Here is a 23,258-nt window from a genome sequence, read left to right as displayed (position 1 = left end):
TCCACAGGACGGCGATGCTACGTCCACAGGACGGCGATGAAGATGTTCGCCGTCGTCAGCGCGCCGACCGCGCCGAACATCGCCTTGTCCACCTTCTCCTCGTCGCGCTTCAGGTACACGAGCCCGAGGATCACGACGAGGACCGCCATCTTGATGCCGATCTTGAGGTTGTTGACCTCGTTGTCGTCGGCCTGGTTCAGGCCGACCAGGGCCACGCCCGTGATCAGCATGGTGAGCGCGCCGTGCAGCATCGGGGGGCTGAAGCGGGCCGTCCCGGCACCCATCGCCTTCATCTGGGTCAGGAAGCCGCCCAGGAGCGAGGCGATGCCGATGATGTGCAGGCCGACGAAGAGATGGATGAGTACGTCCATGGGGCGGAGCCTAACCGGGCCCGTATCACCCCCCTTCAGGCAGGTGGACCACAAACACCACATCGGTCACAGGAACGGGTGAAGCGGGTGCCGACCGGCCGCCGGAGCGGTCGCGCCCGGTCACGAGCGGGCCGCGGGCGCCACTTCCGCACAACAGGTCACGACCCGGTGACGGCGAGGTTTAGCGTCCATGACCGGTGACCGGCTCCTCACCGTCGTCCGGACCAGGGACGGCAGCCGGACATCACCGCCGAGAAGTCCGGCGGCGCCCCGTTCCCCCTGTGCGCGGCGCCGCCGGACCCGTAACCGGACCTGGCCACTGTGGAAGGACGTGGAGCCTCCGTGGCACAGCACCGCAAGCCGAAGCAGCGCTCGCTCAGCGGCCATACGGCCCGTACCGCCGCCACCCTCGCCCTCGCGTCGGCCGCCACGGCGACCGCCTTCGAGGGCACCGGACACGCCGAACCGCGGCTCACCCCCGGTGAGGTGCAGGCCAAGGTCGACAGGCTCTACCGCGAGGCCGAGGTCGCCACCGAGAAGTACAACGGCGCCAAGGAGAAGGCCGACCGGGCCGAGGAGTCCCTGCGGGACCTGCGCGACGAGGCCGCCCGCAAGACGGAGCGGCTCAACTCGGCGCGCCAAGGGCTGGGCTCACTGGCCACCGCCCAGTACCGCGCCGGAGCCGTCGACCCGTCCGTCCAGCTCGCGCTCTCCGCCGACCCGGACGCCTTCCTCGACCGGGCCACCCGCGCCGACCGCGCGGGCCGCCGCCAGGCCGCCGAGGTCGCCGACGTACGGCGCCAGGTCAGGGAGCTCGACCAGCTCCACACCGAGGCCGACGACACTCTCGGGGACCTCAAGTCCCGCCAGGCGGACCTGAGGAAGCACAAGAAGACCGTGACCGGCAAGCTCGGCGAGGCCAAGCGGCTGCTCGCCCGGCTGACCGCCGACGAACGGGCGCGCCTCGCCCGCGCCGAGCGCGGCGAAGACGGCCCCGGCACAGCGGACTCGGACGGCTCGGACGGCTCCGACGGCTCCGGCCGGGCCTCCCGGGACGACGCACGTGGCGCGGCCCCGGCGGGCGCCGTGAAGGCCCCCGACTCCCGCGCCGCGAAGGCCGTCTCGTACGCCTACAAGGCGCTCGGCAGCCCCTACGTCTGGGGCGCCACGGGCCCGAACGCCTTCGACTGCTCCGGCCTCACCCAGGCCGCCTACCGCGCGGCGGGCGTCTCCCTGCCGCGCACGACCTACGCCCAGATCGACGCGGGCCGCCGCGTCGGACGCTCCGAACTCCAGCCGGGCGACCTGGTGTTCTTCTACTCCGGCATCAGCCACGTCGGCCTCTACGTGGGCAACGGCCAGATGATCCACGCCCCCAACCCCAGCGCTCCGGTCCGGCTGGCCCCCATCGACCAGATGCCGTTCGCGGGGGCCACACGGGTGGCGTGAGGGCCGCGCGGGAGCGGGACGAGCGGGACTAGCCGCCGGACGGCCGCGGGGCGGGCAGGGCGCCGGAGCGGGGCGGGCGCCGGAGCGGAGCGGGGCGGGCGTCTGAGCGGGGCGGGGCGGGCCCGTCAGACGAGTCGCCGGGCCGTCGCCCACCTCGTCAGCTCGTGCCGGTTCGACAGCTGGAGCTTCCTCAGGACCGCCGACACATGCGACTCGACCGTCTTCACGGAGATGTACAGCTGCTTGGCGATCTCCTTGTACGCGTACCCGCGCGCGATGAGGCGCAGGACCTCGCGCTCGCGCTGGGTGAGGCGGTCCAGGTCCTCGTCGACCGGCGCCGCGTCCGTCGAGGCGAAGGCGTCCAGGACGAACCCGGCGAGGCGCGGCGAGAACACCGCGTCGCCCTCCTGCACCCGGAAGATCGAGTCGACCAGGTCGGTGCCGGTGATGGTCTTGGTGACATAGCCGCGGGCACCGCCCCGGATGACGCCGATGACGTCCTCGGCGGCGTCCGAGACGGACAGCGCGAGGAACCGCACCGGGCTCTCCGCGTCCGCCATCAACGGCGCGCAGCGGCGCAGGACTTCCACCCCGCCGCCGCCCGGCAGGTGCACGTCGAGCAGCACGACCTCGGGCCGGGTCGCCGTGATCACGGTGACCGCCTGGTCGACGTCCGCGGCCTCGCCGACGACCTCGACCCCCGTGCGCTCGGTCTGGCCGATCTCCGCCTGCACTCCCGTGCGGAACATCCGGTGGTCGTCGACCAGGACGACCTTCACCCGCCGTGCGGCGCCGGTCCCGGCCTCCGCTGCCCCGGCGGCCGGATCCACGGGCCCGCTCGCTTCGGTCGCGTCGCTCATGTCGCCGCCGTCCTCTCCATCTCCAGCTCGACTTCCGTGCCGCCGCCCGGCACCGTGCGCAGCCGCGCCGTACCGCCGTTGCGCTGCATGCGGCCGATGATCGATTCTCGTACGCCCATGCGGTCGTCCGGTACCGCGTCCAGGTCGAAGCCCGGGCCGCGGTCGCGGACGGACACGAAGACCGTCTCCCCCTCGACCTCGGCGAAGACCTGCACCGCGCCGCCCTCGCCACCGTACTTGGCGGCGTTCACCATCGCTTCTCTCGCGGCCTGCATCTGTGCCGTCAGGCGCTCGTCGAGCGGACAGTCGCCGACGACGACGACCTCGATGGGGACGCCGTGCTTGTCCTCGACCTCCGCGGCGTTGCGCCGGACCGCCTCGGCGAGGGTGTCGGGCTCCTCCGCCTCCTCCTTGCCGGTGCCCTCCGGCTTGTACAGCCAGGCGCGCAGGTCGCGCTCCTGCGCGCGGGCGAGGCGGCGGACCTCACCGGGACTGTCCGCGTTGCGCTGGATGAGCGTCAGGGTGTGGAGCACCGAGTCGTGCACGTGGGCGGCGACCTCGGCGCGCTCCTGGGCACGGATGCGCATCAGCCGCTCCTCGGAGAGGTCCTGTGTCATCCGTACGAGATAGGGGCCCGCGAGCAGCGCTATGCCGACGAGCACGGCGAGCGCCGCCTGCAGGGCCGCGCCCAGGTCGGACGCGGAGCCGCGCAGCACGAAGATGCCGGACACGCCGACGCCGACGAGGAGCACACCGGCCGCGGTCCGGGCGATCGTCAGGGTGCGGCGCTTGCGGCCGACCTCCATCCAACGGGCCCGCCGGGCGTTGTCCGCCTGGCGCCAGACGAGGGCGACACCGGCGGCGACGAGCAGGGTCGGCCAGAGATACGCCTTCGTCGGGCCGCCGAGGTCCACGCTGCCGACGAAGACCATGGCGACGGCGAGCATCGCGAGGAGCGCGACGATCTGGCCCTTGTCCGGCTTGCGGGCGACGAGTCTGCGGCGGCCGTCCGCCGCCGTCTCCGTGGTGACCACGGCGGCGCGCTGGGCGGCGACGCCGCCGACGCCGAGCGGCACGAAGAACCAGAACGCCGCGTAGAGCAGGGCACCGAGGCCGTTCGCCGTGAAGAGGCCGATGAAGATGAGCCGGACCCAGATGACGGGCAGGCCGAGGTGGCCCGCGAGGCCGCGCGCGACCCCGCCGAGCAGGCGGCCCTCACCGCTGCGATAGAGCTTCCGCAGCGGCCGCTCGTCTTCGATGGGTACAGCTGCGGCGTCTGGCATGCCACCGATGGTCACACGCGGGCGGGGCCGGGGGCATCAGGGTCGATCCCCGAGACTCCCCTGATCTCGGGGCCGGCGCCGGGGCCGGTCACGGGGTCGAGGGCAGGGCGGTGCCGGGCGCGGGGCCGGTATCAGGGGTGCGGCTCCGGGGCCGTCAGGGGCGATATCAGGGTTCGGCCAGGGTTGTCCCGACTGCCGCGGGCGGGGCGGGGCCGTCACCATGGACTCATGACAGATCAGCAGCCCGCGCCGGGTCCACAGGCCCCGCCGCGCGATCATCCGTCCGCGACGGCCGAGGTGCCGGGCGATCCGGAGGTCGCGCGCGAGCGGAAGTTCCGCCGCGACCCCCGGCACCGCAAGCTGGGCGGCGTGTGCGCGGGCCTCGGCCGGCACTGCGACATGGACCCGGTGATCTTCCGCATCGGCCTGGCCGTGCTCGCGGTCACCAGCGGTCTCGGCCTGGTCTTCTACGGCTTCGCCTGGCTGCTCATCCCTTACGAGGGAGAGGAGGAGAACGAGGCGCGACGGCTGCTGACCGCCCGCGTGGACGGCCACGCCCTGACCGCCGTCCTCTTCGCCCTCGTCGGCTGCGGCGTGTTCCTGACCTTGATCGGCAACAGCGGGGCGCTGACCTTCGCCGCCGTCCTCGGCGTCCTCCTCGCGGGCGCGGGGTACTGGTCGCGCCAGCGCGGCACCCCGGACCCGGACCCCGCGGCCGCCCAGGCCGTCGCGGACGCCCCGCCGGAGACGAAGGCGCCGCCCGTGACCGGGGCCCCGTCCTGGTGGCGCACCCCCGCCGGCGAGGAGGGCCCGCCGAAGTACTTCTGGGGCCCCGAGCCGGTCGCGGTGGAGTATCAGCCGCCCCCGGGGCACACCTCGGCGTGGGGTGCGCCTCCCTTGGACAAGGAGCCGCCGGGGCGCCGCGGGCCGCGCTGGATCGGTGGCTGGGTGTTTCTGGCCGCCCTGCTCGCGGCCGGCCTCGGCACGAGCCTGACCTGGGAGGACCAGCCGCTGGGCACCAGCCTGGAGACCGGGTTCGCCTGTGCGCTCGGCGTGCTCGGCCTCGGCATCGCGATCAGCTCGTTCCTGGGGCGCACGGGTGCGGGCTCCCTCGTGCTCGCGGTGATCACCGCCGCCCTCGTCGCCACCTCCGCGGCCCTGCCGAAGAACATCACGGCGGACTGGATACGCAAGGACTGGACCCCGGCCACGGCCTCGGACATCCGCCCTCGGTACGAGCTGGGGACGGGCGTCGCCACCCTGGATCTGAGCCGGGTCGACCTCCGCAAGGACCAGACGGTGCGCACGCGGGCGGAGGTGGGCGCCGGAAAGCTGAAGGTGATCGTGCCGGAGGACACCAAGGTGGACGTGAGGATCGAGGTGGGTGTCGGCGACATCCAGCTGCCGAGCGACGACAGCCAGGACGTGGACATCGCCCCCGGCAAGCAGAAGACGGTGACGTTGGACCCGCCCGCGGGCGTCAAGGGCGAAGGCACGCTCGACCTGCGGCTCGAGGTCGGCGTCGGGCAGGCGGAGGTGGCACGTGCTGCGTCATGAGTTCCAGCCGGGCCGGCTGGTCGCGGGCTTCTTCGTGACGCTCGCCGGGCTCGTCTACGCGGGCGACGCGGGCGGTCTGTGGGACACGCCCTGGTTCGTGATCATCCCGATCGTGACGGGAGGTCTGTGCCTCGCGGGCGCCACGGCGACCGTGGCCCACGGCATACGCAAGGGCCGCCGGGCCCGCGCCGCAGGCCGCGAGGACGGGACGCGCACCATGGGCCCGGGCGAGACGCGCACGAGCGGGTCGGGCCGGGGCTAGCGCAGCCGTAGCCCGGAGGCATCGCGGCGTTGGGCGATCCAGGCGTCGACGGAGAGGAAGGACGCCCCGGCGAGCACGAGAGGCAGCCAGGCCATCAGATAGGCGAGGTCGTTGCCGTAGTAGTAGGGCTCGGCGGACCAGCTCATGGTCAGCCAGAGGCTGAGCGAGATCAGCGCGCCGCCGAGCGCGGCGACCCGGGCGAGCAGGCCGATCAGGGTGCCGATGCCGACGGCCAGTTCACCGAGGGCGATGGCGTAGCCGAAGCCGACGGGGCTCTTCAGGGCGAGGTCGACGAGTTCGGGGAGGGCGGAGATGTCGCGGATGTTGTGCATCTGCTCGCCGATCGAGCCGGCGCCGCTCTCCTTCATGAAGGCGCTGTCGGTGAGCTTGTCCAGGCCCGCGTAGATGAAGGTGACTCCGAGGAAGATCCTCAACGGGAGCAGGGCGTAGCGGGTGGCGGTGTCCCGCCAGCCGGTCCGCCGGGCATAGCCGGTGTGGGTGTCCGTGCGCATGCCGTGAACCATGGCTGTCCGCCGCCTCTCCCGTTGAGCCGTCAACTGACGATACGTAGGAAAGGGAGCCGCCGCTCAGTGGCGTGCGGCGGATTGCGTGAGGTGTGCCCGGAAACCGCGGGGGGTTGGCGGTTCCGGGCACGCGGGAGGGGGAGCACATGCGTCCATTCGGCGCGGTGCGGACTGCCGGGCGGTGGATCGCGCGGTCCGTGCGGAAGCGGGTGCGGCGGGGCGGTCAGTCCGTCACGTCGATGGTGCAGCGGTTGGTCTCAACACCCGCCGCCGTGATCACTTGGACGTCGACGCGGCCGGGCTCGACGTCGACGGGCACGGGCACGGTCAGGACGGTGTCCGACGGGTTGGTGAAGCCCCCGGCGACCGGCACGAGCGGCACGTGGACGTGGACCGCGCCGATGCGGACGGCCATCCGGGCGAGACGGTCCGCGTTCTGCGCGCCGGGGGGCACGAAGCCCGCGCCGCGGATCTCGATGTCGTCGCCGGTGCGGATCGGCGCGTCCAGATCGCCCGCCTCCCGGGCCCGGACGACGGAGAGGATCACGGGTCGGCCGCCCTCGGAGTACTTGCCCGCCACGTATGTGGCGGCCGATACGAGCACGAGGAGGGCGAGCCCCCACGGCAGGTCGGGCAGCTGCTCGGGCCGACGGGCCAGCCGGACGGCGACGAAGACGACGGCGGCGGTGCTGACGAGGAGGTACTGGGCGTCAGCGAAGTGGCCGCGGCCCGAGTCGTCGGTGAGGAGATCGGCGGCCCTGGGCCGGTCGGCGCGCACCTTCTGCAGCTTCTGCGCGAGGACCCTGAGGCCCACGACCCGCCGCACCAGCACGGCGACGGCGCAGACGACGGCGAGGACGGTCACCAGGCCCGCGACGCGGTCGAGTTGGAGGCCGTCGATGAGGGCGTCGCGCTCGTCGTCACCGGTGGCCGCGGCGAGTTCACCCGCGAGGACGAGCACGGCGAAGACGACGAGCAACACCCAGGAGGCGGCGACGGCACGCGAGGTGGACAGACGGTTGTCCTCACCGATGACGGGCGCGAGCACGCCCCCGCGCGCGCGGTGCAGATACGCGGCACCGGACAGCAGGAAGGCCACGGCGAGCGCCGCGAGCAGTCCGGCCGTGCGCGTGTCCGTCCAGCCGCTGCCGACGGCCGTGAGCGCCTGGACGAGCAGGAGCGCGACGACGCCCGTCCAGACGGCGACGAGGGTGTACCGCCACAGCCGGGCGAGCCAGGCCGCCCCCTCGGCGCGCCCGCGTTCGGCGACGGCCCTGGCGGACTGGGTCAGCTCGTCCGACACCCACTGGCGGGACGCGCCCGCCGAGTGCACGACGGCCGCGGGCACCCCGTGCCCGGCCGCCAACTCGTCGCGCTTGGCGAGGAACGCGGCCACGGCGCGCCGGTGCCCCTCGCGTGCGCCGTGCGGGCAGTCGCCGCACGTGCAGCCACCCCCGTGCGTACTCTGCCTGGCTTCCTGCACCGCCACCGCGTACCCCGCCTTCCCCGCCCTCGGCCGAGGCCGTGATCGAACTCGTGACCGGCTCTGCCGCCGCCCACGCGCCCGCGAACTACCTTGCAATGACTGGGAATTGTGCCGTACGGACGCCTGTGCGCGTTCCGCGGGTCAGGTCAGCGGGGGTGGTCGGAGGTCACGCGTGTTGACGTGGGGCCCGGTCGGGCCCGGCCGGGCGGTGGGTGCGACGGGTTCAGGCGAGCAGATCGGGTTCGGAGCGGCTGATGTCCTGCCACAGGGACTGGTAGTTGATCCAGGCCACGAGGTCGCCGCCGAGCTGCTCCCGGGTCCGTACGGCCTCGTCGTGGGCGATGAGCACCGGGCGGCCCGCGGCCCGGGCGGCGAGCTGGACCTGGCAGGACCGTTCCATGGAGATGAACCACCAGGCGGCGGCGTCGACGGAGCCGCCCACGGTGAGCAGGCCGTGGTTGCGCAGGACGAGCGCCTTGTGGTCGTCGAGGGCGGCGGCGATGCGGCGGCACTCGACGGCGTCCACGGCGACGCCCGTGTAGGTGTCGTACAGGGCATGGCTCTCGTAAAAGGCACAGGACTCCTGGGTGATCGGCTCCAGGAGTTCACCGAGGGCGGCGAGGGCGCGGCCGTGGACGGAGTGGCAGTGCGCGACGGCGACGGCGTCGGGCCGGGCCCGGTGGACCTCGGCGTGGACGGTGAACGCGGCCTGGTTGACGTGGTGGCGCCCCTCCACGACCTGCCCCGCCGCGTTGGCGAGGACGAGGTCGCTGACGGTGATGTGCTTGAAGGGCATGCCGAAGGGGTTCACCCAGAAGCAGTCCGGGTGTTCGGGGTCGCGCGCGGTGATGTGGCCGGAGACGCCGTCCTCGTAGCCGAGGCGGCCGAAGACGCGCAGGGCACCGGCGAGGCGTTCCTTGCGGTGGCGCCGTTCGTCCTCCGGCCTGTCGTGCACCGGGGGCATGGCGAACTGGAGCCGCTCGACGGGTATGGGTGTGGGCGCCCGCATCTGTCCTCCGTTCCTGGCCGTACGGAGCGGAAGTTACCGCCGGTCAGCGAAGGGCGACAGGGGCCTTCTGTGAAGAGAGTCTGGAGCCGGGTGTGCCGGGTGGTAGTGCGGCGGCCAGGAAAAGGAGACAGGAGCTGTCGGGTATATGCGTCAGACTGTCGGCATGACAGACAACTGGAAGGCCTTCGCGACCGCGGAACCCGAGCTGGCCCGCACGGTCGAGGAGCGGTTCGGAGCGTTCACGCACCACGTTCTGGCGACGCTGCGCAAGGACGGGTCGCCGCGCACGTCGGGACTGGAAGTCAGGTTCCTGAACGGCGAGTTGTGGCTCGGGATGATGCCGGGTTCGCTCAAGGCGCTCGACCTGCGGCGCGATCCGCGGTGCACGCTCCAGGCGAACCTGGGGTCGGGCACGGAGATGGGCGGCGGGGACGTGCGGATCTCCGGCCGGGCGGTGGAGGTGCGCGACCCGGAGACCGTGAAGCGGTACACGGACGAGGTGCGGCCGCCGGACCCGTCGGCGTTCCATCTGTTCCGGGTGGAGCTGACGGAGGTCGTGCGGACGGCCATCGAGGACGAGAAGTACCTGGCCGTGCAGCTGTGGAAGCCGGGGCAGCCGGTGCGCACGACACGGCGGACGTGAGAACGCCGGTGCCGCCGTCCCCGGCGGGGACGGCGGCACCGGCGTTCAGACCTGGGCGCGCGGGCGGGCCGTGCGGCCCGGACCTGTCGTGGGGCGGGGCCCCGACGGTCGGGTCACTCCCACTCGATGGTGCCCGGCGGCTTGCTGGTCACGTCGAGGACGACGCGGTTGACGTCGGCGACCTCGTTCGTGATGCGGGTCGAGATGCGGGCGAGCACGTCGTACGGCAGGCGGGACCAGTCGGCCGTCATCGCGTCCTCGGAGGAGACGGGGCGCAGCACGATCGGGTGGCCGTAGGTGCGGCCGTCGCCCTGGACGCCCACGGAGCGGACGTCGGCGAGGAGCACCACGGGGCACTGCCAGATCTCGCGGTCGAGACCGGCGGCGGTGAGTTCCTCGCGGGCGATGGCGTCGGCCTCGCGCAGCAGGTCGAGGCGGTCCTTGGTGACCTCGCCGACGATGCGGATGCCGAGGCCGGGGCCCGGGAAGGGCTGGCGCTGGACGATCTCGTCGGGCAGGCCGAGCTCCTGGCCGACCATGCGCACCTCGTCCTTGAAGAGCTGGCGCAGCGGCTCGACGAGCTCGAACTCCAGGTCCTCGGGGAGGCCGCCCACGTTGTGGTGGGACTTGATGTTGGCGGTGCCGGTGCCGCCGCCGGACTCGACGATGTCCGGGTAGAGCGTGCCCTGGACGAGGAAGGCGACCTCTTCGCCGTCGGCGGCGCCCTCGGCGATGATGTCGGCCTGCGCCTGCTCGAAGACGCGGATGAACTCACGGCCGATGATCTTGCGCTTGGTCTCCGGGTCGGAGACACCGGCGAGGGCGGTGAGGAAGCGCTCCTGGGCGTCGACGACCTTCAGCTGCACGCCGGTGGCGGCCACGAAGTCCTTCTCGACCTGCTCGGTCTCGCCCTTGCGCATCAGGCCGTGGTCGACGTACACGCAGGTCAGCTGGGAGCCGATGGCCTTCTGCACCAGGGCGGCGGCCACCGCGGAGTCGACGCCGCCGGACAGGCCGCAGATGGCGCGCTTGGTGCCGACCTGGGCGCGGATGGCGGTGACCTGCTCGTCGATGACGCTGCCGGTGGTCCAGCTCGGCTTCAGGCCCGCGCCGCGGTAGAGGAAGTGCTCCAGGACCTGCTGGCCGTGCGTGGAGTGCATGACCTCGGGGTGGTACTGGACGCCGTAGAGCTTCTTCTCGTCGTTCTCGAAGGCGGCGACGGGGACGACGTCCGTGGAGGCGGTGACGGCGAAGCCCTCGGGGGCCGCGCTGCACGCGTCGCCGTGCGACATCCACACGGACTGCTCGGCCGGGGTGCCCTCGAAGAGGGTCGAGCCGGGCTTGGAGACGCTGAGCGGGGTGCGGCCGTACTCACGGGCACCGGTGTTGTCGACGGTGCCGCCGAGGGTGGTGGCCATCAGCTGGAAGCCGTAGCACATGCCGAAGACGGGGACGCCCGCCTCGAACAGGGCGCGGTCGACCGAGGGGGCCTCCTCCGCGTACACCGAAGACGGGCCGCCGGAGAGGATGATCGCCGCGGGGTTCTTGGCGAGCATCTCGGAGACCGGCATGGTGCTCGGCACGATCTCGCTGTAGACCCGGGCTTCGCGGACGCGGCGGGCGATGAGCTGGGCGTACTGCGCTCCGAAGTCGACGACCAGAACGGTGTCGGGAGCGGCGGCAGCGGGAGTCGCTGAGGACACGGCGGCGGCCTTCCGGCGTTGAGCGTGCGCAGGAGGTTCGTGAGCGGAAGGGTGCACGAGGGGTGCGCGCGCGGTTGGAGCTGGGGTTGTTTTGTCGATTCTAACGGGCCCGGCCGTGGCGCCTTCGTCGTATCCGACGGACGACGGGCCCGCGGCCCCGGTGGCGGGGCCCCTCGGCGGCCGCCCCCGACCCCGCTCAGGGAACCGCTCCGCCCCTGCACGGGGCCCGCTGGAGGCTGGGCCGAGGTCCGCCGAGGTGGGGGGCGAGGGCGGGGAGCAGGCGCGGCGGCGGTCCGCCCTGTGCCCGCCCGCTCTCTCTCCCCCCGGGGCGGAGGGCCCCGCAGAGCGGAGGGGCCGCCCGTAGGGAGGCAGGGGCGCCATGACCGAGCGTGCGTCTCAGTATGCGAGCCAGCTCACACCCGGTTTGACCCGCCGCGCACGCCTGGGGGCATACTGGCTCCGTGAACAAGCACCTCGGCTTCCTCTTTACCTATGGCAACCGGCCCGCCGGCTGCCATGGTCGAGCTGCTTGATCTCCTGACAAGCGACTTCCCAGGCGCCCCGGGCCGAAAGGCCCGGGGCGTCCTGTCGTTTCCGGGTCCTTCGCTCCGGGGCACCCCCGCCAGACGACTCCAGCGAGGAGCCCCACCATGACCGCCACCACGCAGCAGCCCACCACCCCCGCCGAGCGGACGGGTGCCCGTACGCCCGAAGCCGCCGAGCTGATCGGCGGTGCCCGTGAACGGATCGACGCGCTCGATGACCGGATCATTGGTCTGGTCCAGGAGCGGATGGCGGTCTCCGCGGTGATCCAGGAGGCCCGCATCAGTTCGGGCGGGCGGCGCGTGAACCTCTCGCGCGAGATGGAGATCCTCGCCCACTACCGGGACGCGCTCGGCAAGCCCGGCACCGCGCTCGCGATGACGCTCCTGGAGCTGTGCCGCGGCCGGGTCTGAGGCCACCCGGCCCGCACGGCAGCCGCACCCCAGCAGCACGGCAGTCGCACGGCAGTCGCACGGCGGCCACGCCGCGGCCACGCCGAGACCCATCGCAGCCCACCGCAGCCCACCGCAAGGGCCGTCCCGCGCGGGCACGTGCGCACGCGGAACCACTGCGCCACGGACCTGAGTTCGGACGCCTTCTCACCCGTACGGCGCGTGACCGGTTCCCGACGGGCTTCGTTGGTCCCGGTGTCCGTGCCAGCCAGGGGCGGGCGGCCCGAAAGAACCACGCGTGGCTCCTCCGCTGGGGCGATGAGGCGTACGGATCACCCGTACGCCGTGGGACCTCGCCCCAGAGATGTGACCGGACGGCAGGGGACAGCAGCCCGGTCACCCAGGGAACGGTCGGCTCCGGGGACGCCCGGAGCCGACCGGCCTCCAGGCCTCCCGCCCGGGTGTTCCCCTCGGGCACAAGTGGATGTAGTCGAAACGGTTGCGCAGAGAACCAGCCATCCTCCACGATGCGTAGAGGGCGAGCGGGCAGCCGCCCCTTGCAGAACTTCATTGCCATTGGTCTAAACCAGCCGTGCGCCCCTTGCGCGCCGGGTCGGCCACCGGCACACGAACCAGCGGCGCACTCCCCCCGGCGCCGCCCCGAAGCACCGACGCTGCCCTGACGTCGGTGCTGACAGCCAAGGGCCCCGCGGATCCGTCCCGCGGGGCCCTTCGCTCGTTTCGGCGGGCGGTGTCGCCGAGGCTCCCCCGACCCGGGGCTCCCCCCGACGCAGGGCTTCCCCCGACCTGGGGCCCCCGACCCGGGGCTCCCCCGGCGGCGCCGCCCGCGTCCGCTACTTCACCTTGGCCAGCTGCGCGTCCATGACCGCCGCCGGAACCTTCGGCTGGGTGTCCGCCCTGTCCGCCGTCGGCTGGTCGAACCCGCCGTCCTCCCGGCTCTCGTCGTCGCGCGCCACGCTCTGGGGGTCGTACAGGCTCGACGCGGCGAAGGACACGAGCGTGGATCCCTTGCGCACGACGGTGACCGTCCAGCGCTTCACGAACTCGCCCTGACGGCCGCCGAGGCGGTAGCTGACGGCCCCGTCACCCTTGTCCGGCGCGGTCAGCGTCTTGACGCCCGAGTAGCGCAGGTCGCCCGTGCGGAAGGCGGAGCACCTCTTGGCCTTGGTCGCCGCGCGCAGATCCGCGAGGGCCCGCTCGGCCGCGTCCTCGTCGTCGTACGCGTACAGCTCGACGTCCGTCGTCGACATGGCGCGGGTGCTCTTGCCGGTGACCGTGCGGCCGACGTGCCCCTTCGCCCCGGGCGGCGTGGCGGGCGTCAGGAGGTCCGCCAACGGGGCGCAGGCGGCCGGGGAGGCCGGCGCGCCGGCCCACGCGGCCTCCAGCTTGTTCGGCCTGCGCGGCGCCACGTCGTGGCCGCGGACGTCGCCCTTGGCCAGGGAGGCGGCCGTCAGCTTCGCCGGTGCGCGACCACCGCCCGACGAGCCGCCCGACGTACCACCCGGCCCACCGCCTCCGTCAGCCGCGCCGGTCCCGCCCGACTCCCCGCCGCCCGACTCGCCGCCGCCCGACCCCTTCGGCTTCGCCTGCTCCGTCGACGACTTGGCTCCGTCGCGGCCGCCGCCGTCACCGCCGCCGCACGCCGCGGTCAGGCCCAGCGTCGCCACGACCGAGGCGGCCACCACCACACGCGACACAGCTGACTTCACGTTCCCCCACTTTCACCCTTGCTCGCCCCGCGGGCTTGCGGACCTATCGCCCCCGCGGACCCGTCTCGCCCCGGCGGAGCCCTGCCCGTCGCCACGGAGCCCTGCGTGCGGAGTCACCCGCACCCCTTCTACGACCGAAGATCGCCGCGGGCGGTTCCACGGATCGGCATCGAATTGCAAACGGTCAGCCGAGCCAGGGCCAGAACCGGTACGGGCTCAGGAGCAGGATCGCGAGGACCATGAAGCCCACGACGATCACCACGCTGCGGGCCTGGCGCCACCGTCCGGAACGGCCGCCGCCGCGGCGCGGCCCCACGGGCGCGGACCGCCAGTCGTCCGGGCGCCAGGGCTCCGCGGCCGCCTCCTTGCGCTTGCGGCGCTTGCGCCCCACCGTGCCCTCGGCCTGCTGCCGGGCCGCCTCGGCGTCCAGTTTGCGCAGCCGCTCGGCCACCATGCGCGCCCGCGCCGACGGCTCCTTGGGCGCCGACGCGCGGATCTCGCGCTCGCTGTCCTCCGCGAACCTCCGCCACACCTCGTCGGGTATGGGCGCCTCGTCATCGGGCTCACGCGGCGACTGTACGGACACTGTGCCCCCTCCCCCGCCCGTTGCCCGGCGGCAGGTTCCATCTCGCTTGCAAACGGGGGAAGTTCTACGACACCCCATGAGGACCGCACAAGCCCGGGCTCTTCACATCCTCCAGAGATGTGACCCAACGCACATAAAGTTTCCGTGAGTTCGGATGCAACCATTCACAGGAAACACAAGTCATGCATGCGTAACTACGGCCACTTCCGTGCCCCGGCGCGGAGGCCCCAGCTTCGTACCACGCGGGACGCGCGGTACGCCGGACTCACCGAGGTCTTCATGAAGCTTCGCCGTGCCCTGGCCGTCGCGGCCACGACTGCCGCGCTCGCCCCGCTCGCGCTGCTCTCGGCCCCGGCCGCGCTCGCGACCGAGGGCGATGCCGTGACGCCGGGCACGAGCGTGAGCGAGACCCCGGAGACCTCCGGCACGCCCACGCCGGGCACGCAGGAGCCGACGGAGAAGCCCGGCGAGCCCGGCGACAGCGGCGCCGAGCCGGATGAGCCGGGTGACAAGCCCGGTGAGGCCGGCGGCAAGCCCGGCGACGCCCAGAAGCCCGGCGAAAAGCCGGGTGACAGGCCGGGCGACAAGCCAGGTGACAAGCCCGGCGAGGACCCCGGCGGCAAGCCCGGTGACGACGCCACCAAGCCCGGCGGCGAAGAGGGCGACAAGCCCCCGTCCCGGGGCAAGGACCACGAGAAGGACCCCACGCCGGAGCCCTGCGAGGTCGACGACAAGACCGGCGACGACCTTGAGAGCCGCCTCGAACTGAGCCTCAAGGGCCTGCCCCGCAAGATCGCCGCGGGCAGCGGCTGGCACGAGTTCACGCTGACCGCCGCCAACTCCAGCGACGACGAGCTCGGCGAGGTCAACTGGCTCGCGGCCGTGGACAACTTCTCCAACAGCGAGCACGAGCGGAACTGGCTGAGCACGTACGCGCGCATCCAGTACCTCGACCCGACGGCCGGTGGCTGGAAGTCGATCATCGACGAGGTCTCGGACGGCAGCTACTTCGGGAAGACCACGCTCGGCGCCCACGAGCAGATCGAGCTCAAGCTCCGCCTCGACATCAGCGCCAAGGCCCCGGCGGGCCCGGGCTACGCGCTCGGCCTCGGCGGCTACACGGACGCCGAGCTCGAATGCACGCACAGCTCGTTCGACTTCTTCGAGTTCACGGTCCTGAAGCCGGGCAGCGACATCGACTACCCGGGCGAGGCCGTCGAGCTGCCGGACCGGCCCGCCCCGCGCCCCGCCCCCAAGCCGCAGGGCGGCGCCAAGCCCATCAAGCACACCACCGTCACGACGGCCCCGACGCCCAGCGGCAGCCTCGCCGCGACCGGGTCGAGCTCCGCGCTGCCGACCATCGGCATCGTCGGCGGCGTCGCCGTCGTCGCGGGCGCGGGCGCCGTGTTCGTAGTGCGCCGCCGTGGTAACTCGGACGCCGCGTAACGCGCTCCACGCGCGCGTGTGACCACGCGGCCACCCATGGACGCGAAGGACCTGCACTCGGAGGGGGGTGCAGGTCCTTTCGCTGTCCGGACTCCGGGAGTGGCCGTCGGGAGCCCTGAGGCCCCGGGGCGTCGCGGGAGCCCTGAAACCCGGTCGCCCCTAAGGCGCCGCGGATCCGCCCTTGGGCGGCACCACCGGCACCCCGAGGAACGGCAGCCGCAGCGCCCCGAACGCGTCCGCGGGGACCGCCGGGGACTTCGGCTCGACCGGTGCGAGACGTGCGTACGCCGTGCCCTGTGCGGGACGCGGATCGGTGCCGCCCTTGTTCGGCCAGAACGACATGGCGCGCTCCGCCTGCGCGGTGATCGTCAGCGACGGGTTCACACCGAGGTTCGCGGACACCGCCGAGCCGTCGACCACGGAGATCCCCGGGTACCCGTACAGCCGGTGGTACGGGTCGATGACGCCCGTCCGGGGGGAGTCGCCGATCGGGCAGCCGCCCAGGAAGTGCGCGGTGAGCGGGGTGCCCATCAGCTCGCCGACGTTCGAGCCGGGGAAGCCGTTGATCTCCTGGGCGATGAGGGTCGCGGCACGCGTGGCCTCCGGGATCTGGTCCGGGTTGGGCGCGCCGTGGCCCTGCCGGGCCGTCAGCAGGCCCTTGCCCAGGCCCTTCTCCTTGCGGTACGTGGTCAGCGAATTGTCCAGGGTCTGCATGACCAGGCCGATGATGGTCCGCTCCGACCAGCGGCGGTTCGACAGGGAGCGCAGCGTGAGCACCGGGTGCCGGGCGGAGTTGGCGAGCCAGCCCGCGACCCGCGCCTTGCCGCCCTTGGCGGTGTACGGCACCTGGAGCAGGGTCAGGCTGCCCATGGCGTTGGACTTCTTGCCGTAGCGGACGGGCTCGATGTGGGTGGAGCCGTTCGGATGGATGGACGAGGTGATGGCCACGCCCCGGCTGAAGTCGGCCCGGCCGCCCGGGGCACCCCCGTGGCGCTTGCGGTAGCGCCGGTCGGAGGTCTGCGCGCCCACCAGGGCCTCCGAGTTGGTGCGGGTCAGCTCGCCGAGCCGCCCGGACACGCGGGGCAGCAGATGGCTGTCCTTCATGCGGTGCAGCAGCGTCTGTGTGCCGTAGGTGCCCGCGGCCAGGACGACCCGGCGGGCCCGGAACGTGTGGCCCTTGCCCTTGCGCTTGTTGTCGGTGGGCAGCGTGGCCACCGCGTAGCCGCCGCGCGAGTCCTCGGTGAGGGCGACGACGGTCGTCATCGGGTGGATGACCGCGCCGGCCTTCTCGGCGAGGTACAGGTAGTTCTCGGTGAGCGTGTTCTTCGCGCCGTGGCGGCAGCCCGTCATGCACTCGCCGCACTCGGTGCAGGCCCGGCGCGCGGGGCCCGCGCCGCCGAAGTACGGGTCGGGAACTTCCGCGCCGGGTCTGGCCGTTGACTCACCGGTGGCGTCCCGTCCGTCACCGAAGAAGACACCGACCGGTGCCATGTGGAAGCTGTCGCCCACCCCCATGGCCTCGGCGGCCGCCTTGAGATGGACGTCGGAAGGAGTCGTCGTCGGATTGAGCCGCACCCCGAGCATGCGCTCGGCCTGCTCGTAGTACGGACGCAGCTCGTCCTGCCAGTCCGTGATGTCCTTCCACTGCGGATCGTCGAAGAACGCCGCAGGCGGTACGTAGAGCGTGTTCGCGTAGTTCAGCGATCCGCCGCCCACGCCCGCGCCCGCCAGGACCATCACGTTGCCGAGCAGATGGATGCGCTGGATGCCGTACAGGCCGAGGGCGGGAGCCCAGAGGTAGTTCTTCAGGTCCCAGGAGTTCCTGGGCAGGGTGGCGCGCGTGAAGCGGCGGCCCGCCTCCAGCACGCCGACGCGGTAGCCCTTCTCCGTGAGCCGCAGCGCGGCCACGGATCCGCCGAAGCCGGATCCTATGACGATGACGTCGTAGTCGCCCTCGCTGTCCTCGCTCTGGACGGAGTTCTCCTGCGGCATGGGGGTCTCCTCGCATCTGCGGGCTCGTCGTGGCTGGTCGCGCAGTTCCCCGCGCCCCTTCGGGGCGCTCCCGTCAACGCAGCCGCAAGGCCTTCATCACCTTCAGGCTCGTCGTCATGAACTTCGCGTACTTCTCGTCGTCCATGCCGAAGGACGGTGCGAGCGGGATGAGGCGCTGGTGGGCCACGGTCTGTGCCTCGGTGTACTTGAGGATGCCCTCGGAGCCGTGGCGGCGGCCGAGGCCCGAGTCCTTCATGCCGCCCATCGGCGACTGCACGCTGCCGTAGGCGGGCGCGAAGCCCTCGTTGACGTTGACGGTGCCGGTGCGCAGACGGGCGGCGACGGCGCGGCCGCGCTTGCCGTCCTTCGTCCACACCGAGGAGTTCAAGCCGTAGGGCGTCGCGTTGGCGAGCTCCACCACCTCGTTCTCGTCGGTGAAGCGGTAGATCGAGACGACCGGGCCGAAGGTCTCCTCCGTGCACACGGCCATAGGCGCCTCGACGCCGTCGAGGATGGTCGGCTCGTAGAAGTACGGGCCTATGTCGGGCCGGGCCGTGCCGCCCGCGACGAGGGTGGCGCCCTTGGCGACGGCCTCGTCGACGTGCCGCCGGGTGGTCTCCAGCTGCCGCTCGCCGACCAGCGAGCCCATCTCGGCGCCGTACGCGAGCGAGCGCCCGAGCCGCATCGCCCTGGTGCGCGCGGCGAACCGCTCGACGAAGGCGTCCGCGACCGACTCGTGGACGTACAACCGCTCGATGGAGATGCACAGTTGCCCCGCGGACGAGAAGCAGGCGCGGACCGCGCCCGCGGCGGCCTTGTCCACGTCGGCGTCGTGCAGGACCAGCATGGCGTTCTTGCCGCCGAGTTCGAGGGAGACGCCGACCAGCCGGGCGGCGGCGCCCGTGGCGACCTCACGCCCGGTGCGCGTCGAGCCGGTGAAGGAGACGTAGTCGGCGTGCTTGACGATTTCGGGGCCCACGACGGGACCGTCGCCGAGCACGACCTGGAACGCCTCGGCGGGCAGACCCGCCTCGATGATGAGGTCCCGGGCCCACAGCGCGGTCAGCGCGGTCTCCGTGTCCGGCTTCATGACCAGGGCGTTGCCCGCGACGAGCGCGGGCAGGGCGTCACCGATGGACAGCTCAAGGGGGTAGTTCCAGGGCGCGATCTGGCCGACGACGCCGCGCGGCTGGCGCAGCTCGGTGACCTTCGTCAGGGCCGGTACGACACCGGTGTGGCGCTTGGGGTTCAGATAGGCGGGCGCGCGGCGGCCGTAGTGGCGGGCCGCGACGACGACGGCCTGGATCTCCTCGTGCGCGTGCAGGCGCGCCTTGCCGGTCTCCAGCTGGATCAGGTCGAGCGCCTCGCCCTGGCGCTGGAGCAGCAGGTCGTGGAAGCGCAGGAGCACCGCGGCGCGCCGGCGCACGGGCGTGCGCGCCCAGGCGATCTGCGCGGTACGGGCCCGCTCGAAGGCGGTGGCGACGTCCTCGGGCGTGGACTCGGGCAGTTCGGCGAGCCGCTCGCCGGTGAACGGCGTGTGGTTGGCCGTGCGACCCGAGCCGAGCACATCGCGGGTGAGCTGGGCGACCAGTTCGGGCGTGACCACGTCGGCGGCGGTGCGGGCGCCGCGCGGGGCCTGGGCGATCGGGTTCGTACCGAGGGGTGCCGCGGGGGCCTGCGAGTCCGTCATGACGGTGAGCGTATGCCTGGGCGGACGCTTTGGGTACCCATGGGTAACGAGCTTTCACCGGTCTCGCACGCGGGCCCGACGGCCGCCCGACACCGCGCCAGTGCCTGCTGGCAGCAAAGCCGCTGATCAGCGCGTTAGTCGACGTCGGTCACGCCTTGCCCGCGTGCGACACCGCATCAGGGCTTGCTGATCTCCAGATCCTCGATGGCCTTCCGCGCCACCTCACGGCCGCGCTCGGTGAAGTCGCTCTTGGCCGGGTAGTCGATCCACAGCTTGTACATGTCGCCGGACTTGGTCCGGTAGTAGAAGATCGTGGCCTCGCGCGGGTACTCCGTCTCGCTCTCCTTGTTCGTGTACGGAATGAGGTTCTCCGCGGACTGGCTGCCCCGGTAGTCGCTCTGCGTGGTCTTCTTGCCCGGCCGCAGCTCGTCCGGGCTCAGCGACGAGCCGAGCACCGAACTGCCCTGGTCCAGGTCCTTCATGTCCTCGTACGCCTCGGCCATGGAGGTGCCCGCGATGTAGTTGAGGTCGTCCTCGGACTTCTTGTCCAGGGTCAGCGTCACCGAGATCTGACCGCTGGAGTCCCGGAACGAGACCCAGTGCTCCTTCGGTGCCGCGTCGTCGCCGGGCACCCATCTGTCGTAGCCCTCGGGCGCCGAGACGGTGGCGCCGAGCTTCTTCTCGGCGTGCTCCTCCCACGGCCCGGCGTCCGACGAGCCGTCGCCGAACGGGTTCACCGCGACGAGCACGCCCGCCACCACCGCCGCGGCCACCGCGGCGCCGATCACCACGAGCGCCTTGCGGCCGAGGAAGACGCCCTTGCCGCGCGGCGCGCCCGGCCCGCCCGGGTCGCCCGCGACCGTGACCACCTGCGTCGGCGGGGGCTGCGGCGGCCGCACGGCCTCCTCCAGGAGCGCCCGCACCCGCCCCGCGTTCGGGCGGTGCGCGGGGTCCTTGTGCAGCAGGCCGTTGATGGCGTCGGCGAGCGGTCCCTGCGCGGAGGCGGGCGCCGCGGGCGTGGCGTTCAGGACGGACTGCAGAGTCGCGGGCGTGTTGCTGCGGCGGAACGGCGACACGCCCTCCGTCGCCGCGTACAGGACGACGCCGAGCGACCACAGGTCGGACGCCGGTCCGGGGCGCTGGCCGAGGACGCGCTCGGGGGCGATGAACTCGGGCGAGCCGACGAAGCCGCCGGTGTCCGTCAGATTCGTCTCGCCCTCGATCTGGGCGATGCCGAAGTCGGTGAGGACGACGCGGTCGTGGTCACCGAGCAGCACGTTGTCCGGCTTCACGTCGCGGTGCAGGATGCCCGCCGCGTGCGCCGCCTCCAGGGCGCCGAGCACTTCGAGGCCGACGCGCGCCGCCTCCCGCGCGCCGAGGGTGCCCTCGCGCAGCGCGGCGCCGAGCGAGCGCCCCCGTACGAACTCCATGACGATCCACGGCTGGTCGTCCTCGACGACGACGTCGTGGACGTTCACGACCGCCGGGTGGTCGAGGCGGGCGGCGGCGCGGGCCTCGCGGCGCATCCGCTCGAAGGCGTTGGCGCGCTCGCGGTCGGGCAGGTGGTCGGGCAGGCGCGGCTCCTTGACGGCCACCTCGCGGTCGACGGTCTCGTCCTTGGCGCGCCAGACCGTGCCCATGCCGCCGTGCCCGAGCTTGGAGAGCAGCCGGTAGCGGCCGCCCACGAGCCGTCCCGTACCCGGGTCGGACCGGGTGGGCCGCGCGGACGACGCCTGCGGTCCGGACGGCGACTGCCCGCCGTACGGCGCCTGCTGGCCCGGGACGGCCTGCGCCGGCTCCCCGTACGGATGGGGGTACGGCGTCCCGCCCTGATCGGCGGGCCGTGGCGGCTGCAGCCCGTAACTGGTGGTGTCCTGCGGGCCGTGCCCGGCTCCCCCGTCGTTGCTCATGGACCCATGACTACCTTGCCTGACGTGTCTGATTCCAGCCGGGGTCCCCACTTGTGACCGGGGTGATGCACGGCCCGGGAACTCACGCCCCCGCCGGGCCCGTCAGCGGCGTACGAACGTGTCGACCGCGGTGTCGAAGTACCGCCGCCCCCGCCCGGATTCGGGCAGCGGAGCCGACACCCACACGTCGTACATCCGCCCGCCCTCCTCCCAGCACAGGTCGTAGGTGCGGAGCGGGCCGTCCCGGGTGAACTGCCACAGCGCGGCGGGGCGGCCGTTGCGGGTGGTCTCGGTGACCTGCCCGTCGCGGTAGCCGGGGACGCGCTCGGGGCCCGCCGCGTGCGCGCGGCGCTGGGCCGCGGACGGGCCGCCGGGCACCGGGGCCGCGGCCTCGATGCCGACGCGGAAGGCGCCGTCCGGGGAGGTGTAGTAGGTGCGCGGTCCGTCCGTGGTGCGCCGGTAGCCCGTGGGCACGGCGAGCGTGAAGCCGCGCGGGTCCTTCGCCAGGCGGTAGCCGCGCGGGGCGTCGGGCGTGGAGGGCCGCACGGAGTCCGGCGTCTTGGTGACCGTGGAGGTGGCCGTGGGCCGGGGAGCGCCGGTGGCCGCGGTGCCGGGCACGTCCCGCGTGGCCGACGTGGCCGGATTTCCCCCCTCCCCTTCGCCGTCGCGGCCGAGCAGGAGCGCGGCGGCCGAGACCGCGCCGCCCGCCACGGCGGCGACCAGGACGGCGGCGATGAGCATGGTGCGGCCCTGCCGCCGGTTCAGCCGCTGCCGGGTGACCGGTCCGGGCTCGTAGGGATCCGCCGGCAGCGGCAGCAGCACCGCGGCCCTGGTCCGCTGGTATCGGGGCAGGTCACGGGGGGTAGACGGCTGGCGGCCCGGCCATAACGCGGCAGGCAGCAGACCGGAGCCCGACCGGTCCCCGTCGAGCCTCGGCATCGTGCCGGTCACGACGTACGTCCGCAGCAGCCGCTCCGCCGAGGCCGCGTCGAGCCGTCGCTCCGGGTCGCGTTCGAGCAGCCCGAGGACGACGGGCGCGAGTGGTGCCGCGGCGGGCGGCGGGCGTATCTCGTCGAAGACGACGGCGTGCAGCACCCCGCCGATCGAGTCGCGGCGGAACGGCGACTCGCCGGTGACCGCCGTGACGAGCAGCGCCCCGAGCGACCACAGGTCGGACGCGGGCCCGGTCCGCTCGCCGGACATCCGCTCGGGCGCGGTGTACTCCGGCGAACCGACGAACGACCCGCTCTCGGTGAGTGTCGTAGCCCCGCTGACCTGCGCTATTCCAAAGTCCGTGAGGACGACGCGGCCGGTGGCCTCCTCGATGAGCACGTTCGCGGGCTTCAGGTCGCGGTGCAGGATCCCGGCGGCGTGCGCGGTGCGCAGCGCGCCGAGCAGATCGAGACCGACCCGGGCCGCCGCGTGCGGGCCGAGCGGCCCCGAGCGGGCGATGCGCCGCGCGAGCGACACGCCGTCGACGTACTCCATGACGAGGTACGCGTGGCCGTCCTGGACCACCACGTCGTGCACGACCACGATGTGCGGATGGCTCAGCCGCGCCACCGCGCGCGCCTCGTGCAGGGTGCGCTCGCGCTGCCGGGCGGCCTCCTCCTCGGAGAGGGTCTCGTCGACCGCGAGCTCCTTGACGGCGACCCGGCGGCCGAGGAGCTGGTCACTGGCCCGCCACACGACACCCATGCCGCCCCGGCCGAGCCGCGCTTCGATGCGGTAACGACCGGCGATCACACGGGTGCTGTCACCCAGGCTCCCCATGCGGCCATCATGCCCCAGAGGTGTGGCCATCGATCCGGACCACCGCAGG

Annotated in this window: 19 protein-coding genes; 6 read left to right on the top strand and 13 right to left on the bottom strand. The window is 73.0% G+C overall.

Going from position 1 to position 23,258, the window contains the following annotated elements; all coding sequences use genetic code 11:
- Nucleotides 1–17 precede the first annotated feature (17 nt).
- Nucleotides 18–371, bottom strand: a complete 354-nt coding sequence (locus C9F11_RS25150) for a hypothetical protein (protein WP_138961373.1) — start codon at nucleotides 369–371, stop codon at nucleotides 18–20.
- Between the two features lie 342 nt (nucleotides 372–713).
- On the opposite strand from C9F11_RS25150, the gene C9F11_RS25145 reads away from it, so the two are divergent.
- Entirely contained in the window at nucleotides 714–1,820 is a 1,107-nt protein-coding gene (locus C9F11_RS25145; protein ID WP_138961372.1) for a C40 family peptidase, read from the top strand.
- Between the two features lie 125 nt (nucleotides 1,821–1,945).
- Here C9F11_RS25145 and C9F11_RS25140 read toward each other — a convergent pair whose 3' ends face one another.
- Complete coding sequence (locus C9F11_RS25140) at nucleotides 1,946–2,680, bottom strand: response regulator transcription factor (RefSeq protein WP_138961371.1); 735 nt, start codon at nucleotides 2,678–2,680, stop codon at nucleotides 1,946–1,948.
- Nucleotides 2,677–3,963, bottom strand: coding sequence for a PspC domain-containing protein (locus tag C9F11_RS25135; protein WP_171075834.1), 1,287 nt, complete (start codon nucleotides 3,961–3,963; stop codon nucleotides 2,677–2,679). The genes C9F11_RS25140 and C9F11_RS25135 overlap by 4 nt, the downstream gene beginning before the upstream one ends.
- Nucleotides 3,964–4,191: 228 nt before the next feature.
- Here C9F11_RS25135 and C9F11_RS25125 point away from each other — a divergent pair, with 228 nt between their 5' ends.
- Entirely contained in the window at nucleotides 4,192–5,520 is a 1,329-nt protein-coding gene (locus tag C9F11_RS25125) for a PspC domain-containing protein (protein WP_138961369.1), read from the top strand.
- Nucleotides 5,507–5,782, top strand: a complete 276-nt coding sequence (locus tag C9F11_RS25120) for a hypothetical protein (RefSeq protein WP_138961368.1) — start codon at nucleotides 5,507–5,509, stop codon at nucleotides 5,780–5,782. Before C9F11_RS25125 ends, C9F11_RS25120 begins: the two co-directional genes overlap by 14 nt.
- Here C9F11_RS25120 and C9F11_RS25115 read toward each other — a convergent pair.
- The 3 genes from C9F11_RS25115 to C9F11_RS25105 form a co-directional block, all read right to left on the bottom strand.
- Entirely contained in the window at nucleotides 5,779–6,306 is a 528-nt protein-coding gene (locus tag C9F11_RS25115) for a DoxX family protein (protein ID WP_138961367.1), read from the bottom strand. The two genes, C9F11_RS25120 and C9F11_RS25115, sit on opposite strands and share 4 nt — an antisense overlap.
- A gap of 223 nt (nucleotides 6,307–6,529) precedes the next feature.
- Nucleotides 6,530–7,795 carry a hypothetical protein gene (locus C9F11_RS25110; protein WP_138961366.1) on the bottom strand — a complete coding sequence of 422 codons (1,266 nt, stop codon included), beginning with the start codon at nucleotides 7,793–7,795 and terminating at the stop codon, nucleotides 6,530–6,532.
- A 220-nt stretch (nucleotides 7,796–8,015) separates the two neighbouring features.
- Nucleotides 8,016–8,801 (bottom strand): class II aldolase/adducin family protein, encoded by a 786-nt coding sequence (locus C9F11_RS25105; protein ID WP_138961365.1) that lies wholly within the window; start codon nucleotides 8,799–8,801, stop codon nucleotides 8,016–8,018.
- Nucleotides 8,802–8,964: 163 nt separating this feature from the next.
- Here C9F11_RS25105 and C9F11_RS25100 point away from each other — a divergent pair, with 163 nt between their 5' ends.
- Nucleotides 8,965–9,444, top strand: a complete 480-nt coding sequence (locus C9F11_RS25100) for a pyridoxamine 5'-phosphate oxidase family protein (protein ID WP_138961364.1) — start codon at nucleotides 8,965–8,967, stop codon at nucleotides 9,442–9,444.
- Between the two features lie 113 nt (nucleotides 9,445–9,557).
- Here the strand turns inward: C9F11_RS25100 and guaA are convergent, their stop codons facing one another.
- Nucleotides 9,558–11,147 (bottom strand): glutamine-hydrolyzing GMP synthase, encoded by a 1,590-nt coding sequence (guaA, locus tag C9F11_RS25095; protein WP_138961363.1) that lies wholly within the window; start codon nucleotides 11,145–11,147, stop codon nucleotides 9,558–9,560.
- 650 nt (nucleotides 11,148–11,797) lie between these two features.
- Between guaA and C9F11_RS25090 the strand changes: the two genes are divergently transcribed.
- A complete protein-coding gene (locus C9F11_RS25090) occupies nucleotides 11,798–12,103 on the top strand; it encodes a chorismate mutase (RefSeq protein ID WP_138961362.1) in 306 nt (101 codons plus the stop codon).
- Nucleotides 12,104–12,936: 833 nt separating this feature from the next.
- Here C9F11_RS25090 and C9F11_RS25085 read toward each other — a convergent pair.
- The gene (locus C9F11_RS25085; RefSeq protein WP_138961361.1) at nucleotides 12,937–13,812 is read right to left on the bottom strand and encodes a hypothetical protein; all 876 of its coding nucleotides are present in this window, start codon (nucleotides 13,810–13,812) and stop codon (nucleotides 12,937–12,939) included.
- Between the two features lie 184 nt (nucleotides 13,813–13,996).
- A complete protein-coding gene (locus C9F11_RS25080) occupies nucleotides 13,997–14,398 on the bottom strand; it encodes a hypothetical protein (protein WP_138961360.1) in 402 nt (133 codons plus the stop codon).
- Nucleotides 14,399–14,677: 279 nt separating this feature from the next.
- Between C9F11_RS25080 and C9F11_RS25075 the strand changes: the two genes are divergently transcribed.
- Nucleotides 14,678–15,844: a hypothetical protein gene (locus tag C9F11_RS25075; RefSeq protein WP_249401878.1), complete on the top strand. Its 1,167-nt coding sequence runs from the start codon at nucleotides 14,678–14,680 to the stop codon at nucleotides 15,842–15,844.
- A 159-nt stretch (nucleotides 15,845–16,003) separates the two neighbouring features.
- Here the strand turns inward: C9F11_RS25075 and C9F11_RS25070 are convergent, their stop codons facing one another.
- The 4 genes from C9F11_RS25070 to C9F11_RS25055 all read right to left on the bottom strand — a co-directional run bounded on the left by C9F11_RS25070 (nucleotide 16,004) and on the right by C9F11_RS25055 (nucleotide 23,209).
- Entirely contained in the window at nucleotides 16,004–17,836 is a 1,833-nt protein-coding gene (locus tag C9F11_RS25070; protein WP_138961359.1) for a GMC family oxidoreductase, read from the bottom strand.
- 73 nt (nucleotides 17,837–17,909) lie between these two features.
- Nucleotides 17,910–19,526, bottom strand: coding sequence for a succinic semialdehyde dehydrogenase (locus C9F11_RS25065; protein WP_138961358.1), 1,617 nt, complete (start codon nucleotides 19,524–19,526; stop codon nucleotides 17,910–17,912).
- Between the two features lie 176 nt (nucleotides 19,527–19,702).
- Complete coding sequence (locus tag C9F11_RS25060; RefSeq protein WP_138961357.1) at nucleotides 19,703–21,436, bottom strand: serine/threonine-protein kinase; 1,734 nt, start codon at nucleotides 21,434–21,436, stop codon at nucleotides 19,703–19,705.
- Between the two features lie 102 nt (nucleotides 21,437–21,538).
- Nucleotides 21,539–23,209, bottom strand: coding sequence for a serine/threonine-protein kinase (locus C9F11_RS25055; RefSeq protein ID WP_138961356.1), 1,671 nt, complete (start codon nucleotides 23,207–23,209; stop codon nucleotides 21,539–21,541).
- Between the last annotated feature and the right edge of the window lie 49 nt (nucleotides 23,210–23,258).

The sequence above is a fragment of the Streptomyces sp. YIM 121038 genome (assembly GCF_006088715.1).
GTDB lineage: Bacteria > Actinomycetota > Actinomycetes > Streptomycetales > Streptomycetaceae > Streptomyces.
Note: the sequence above shows the minus strand (reverse complement) of the source record. Positions and strands in the feature narration are given on the sequence as shown.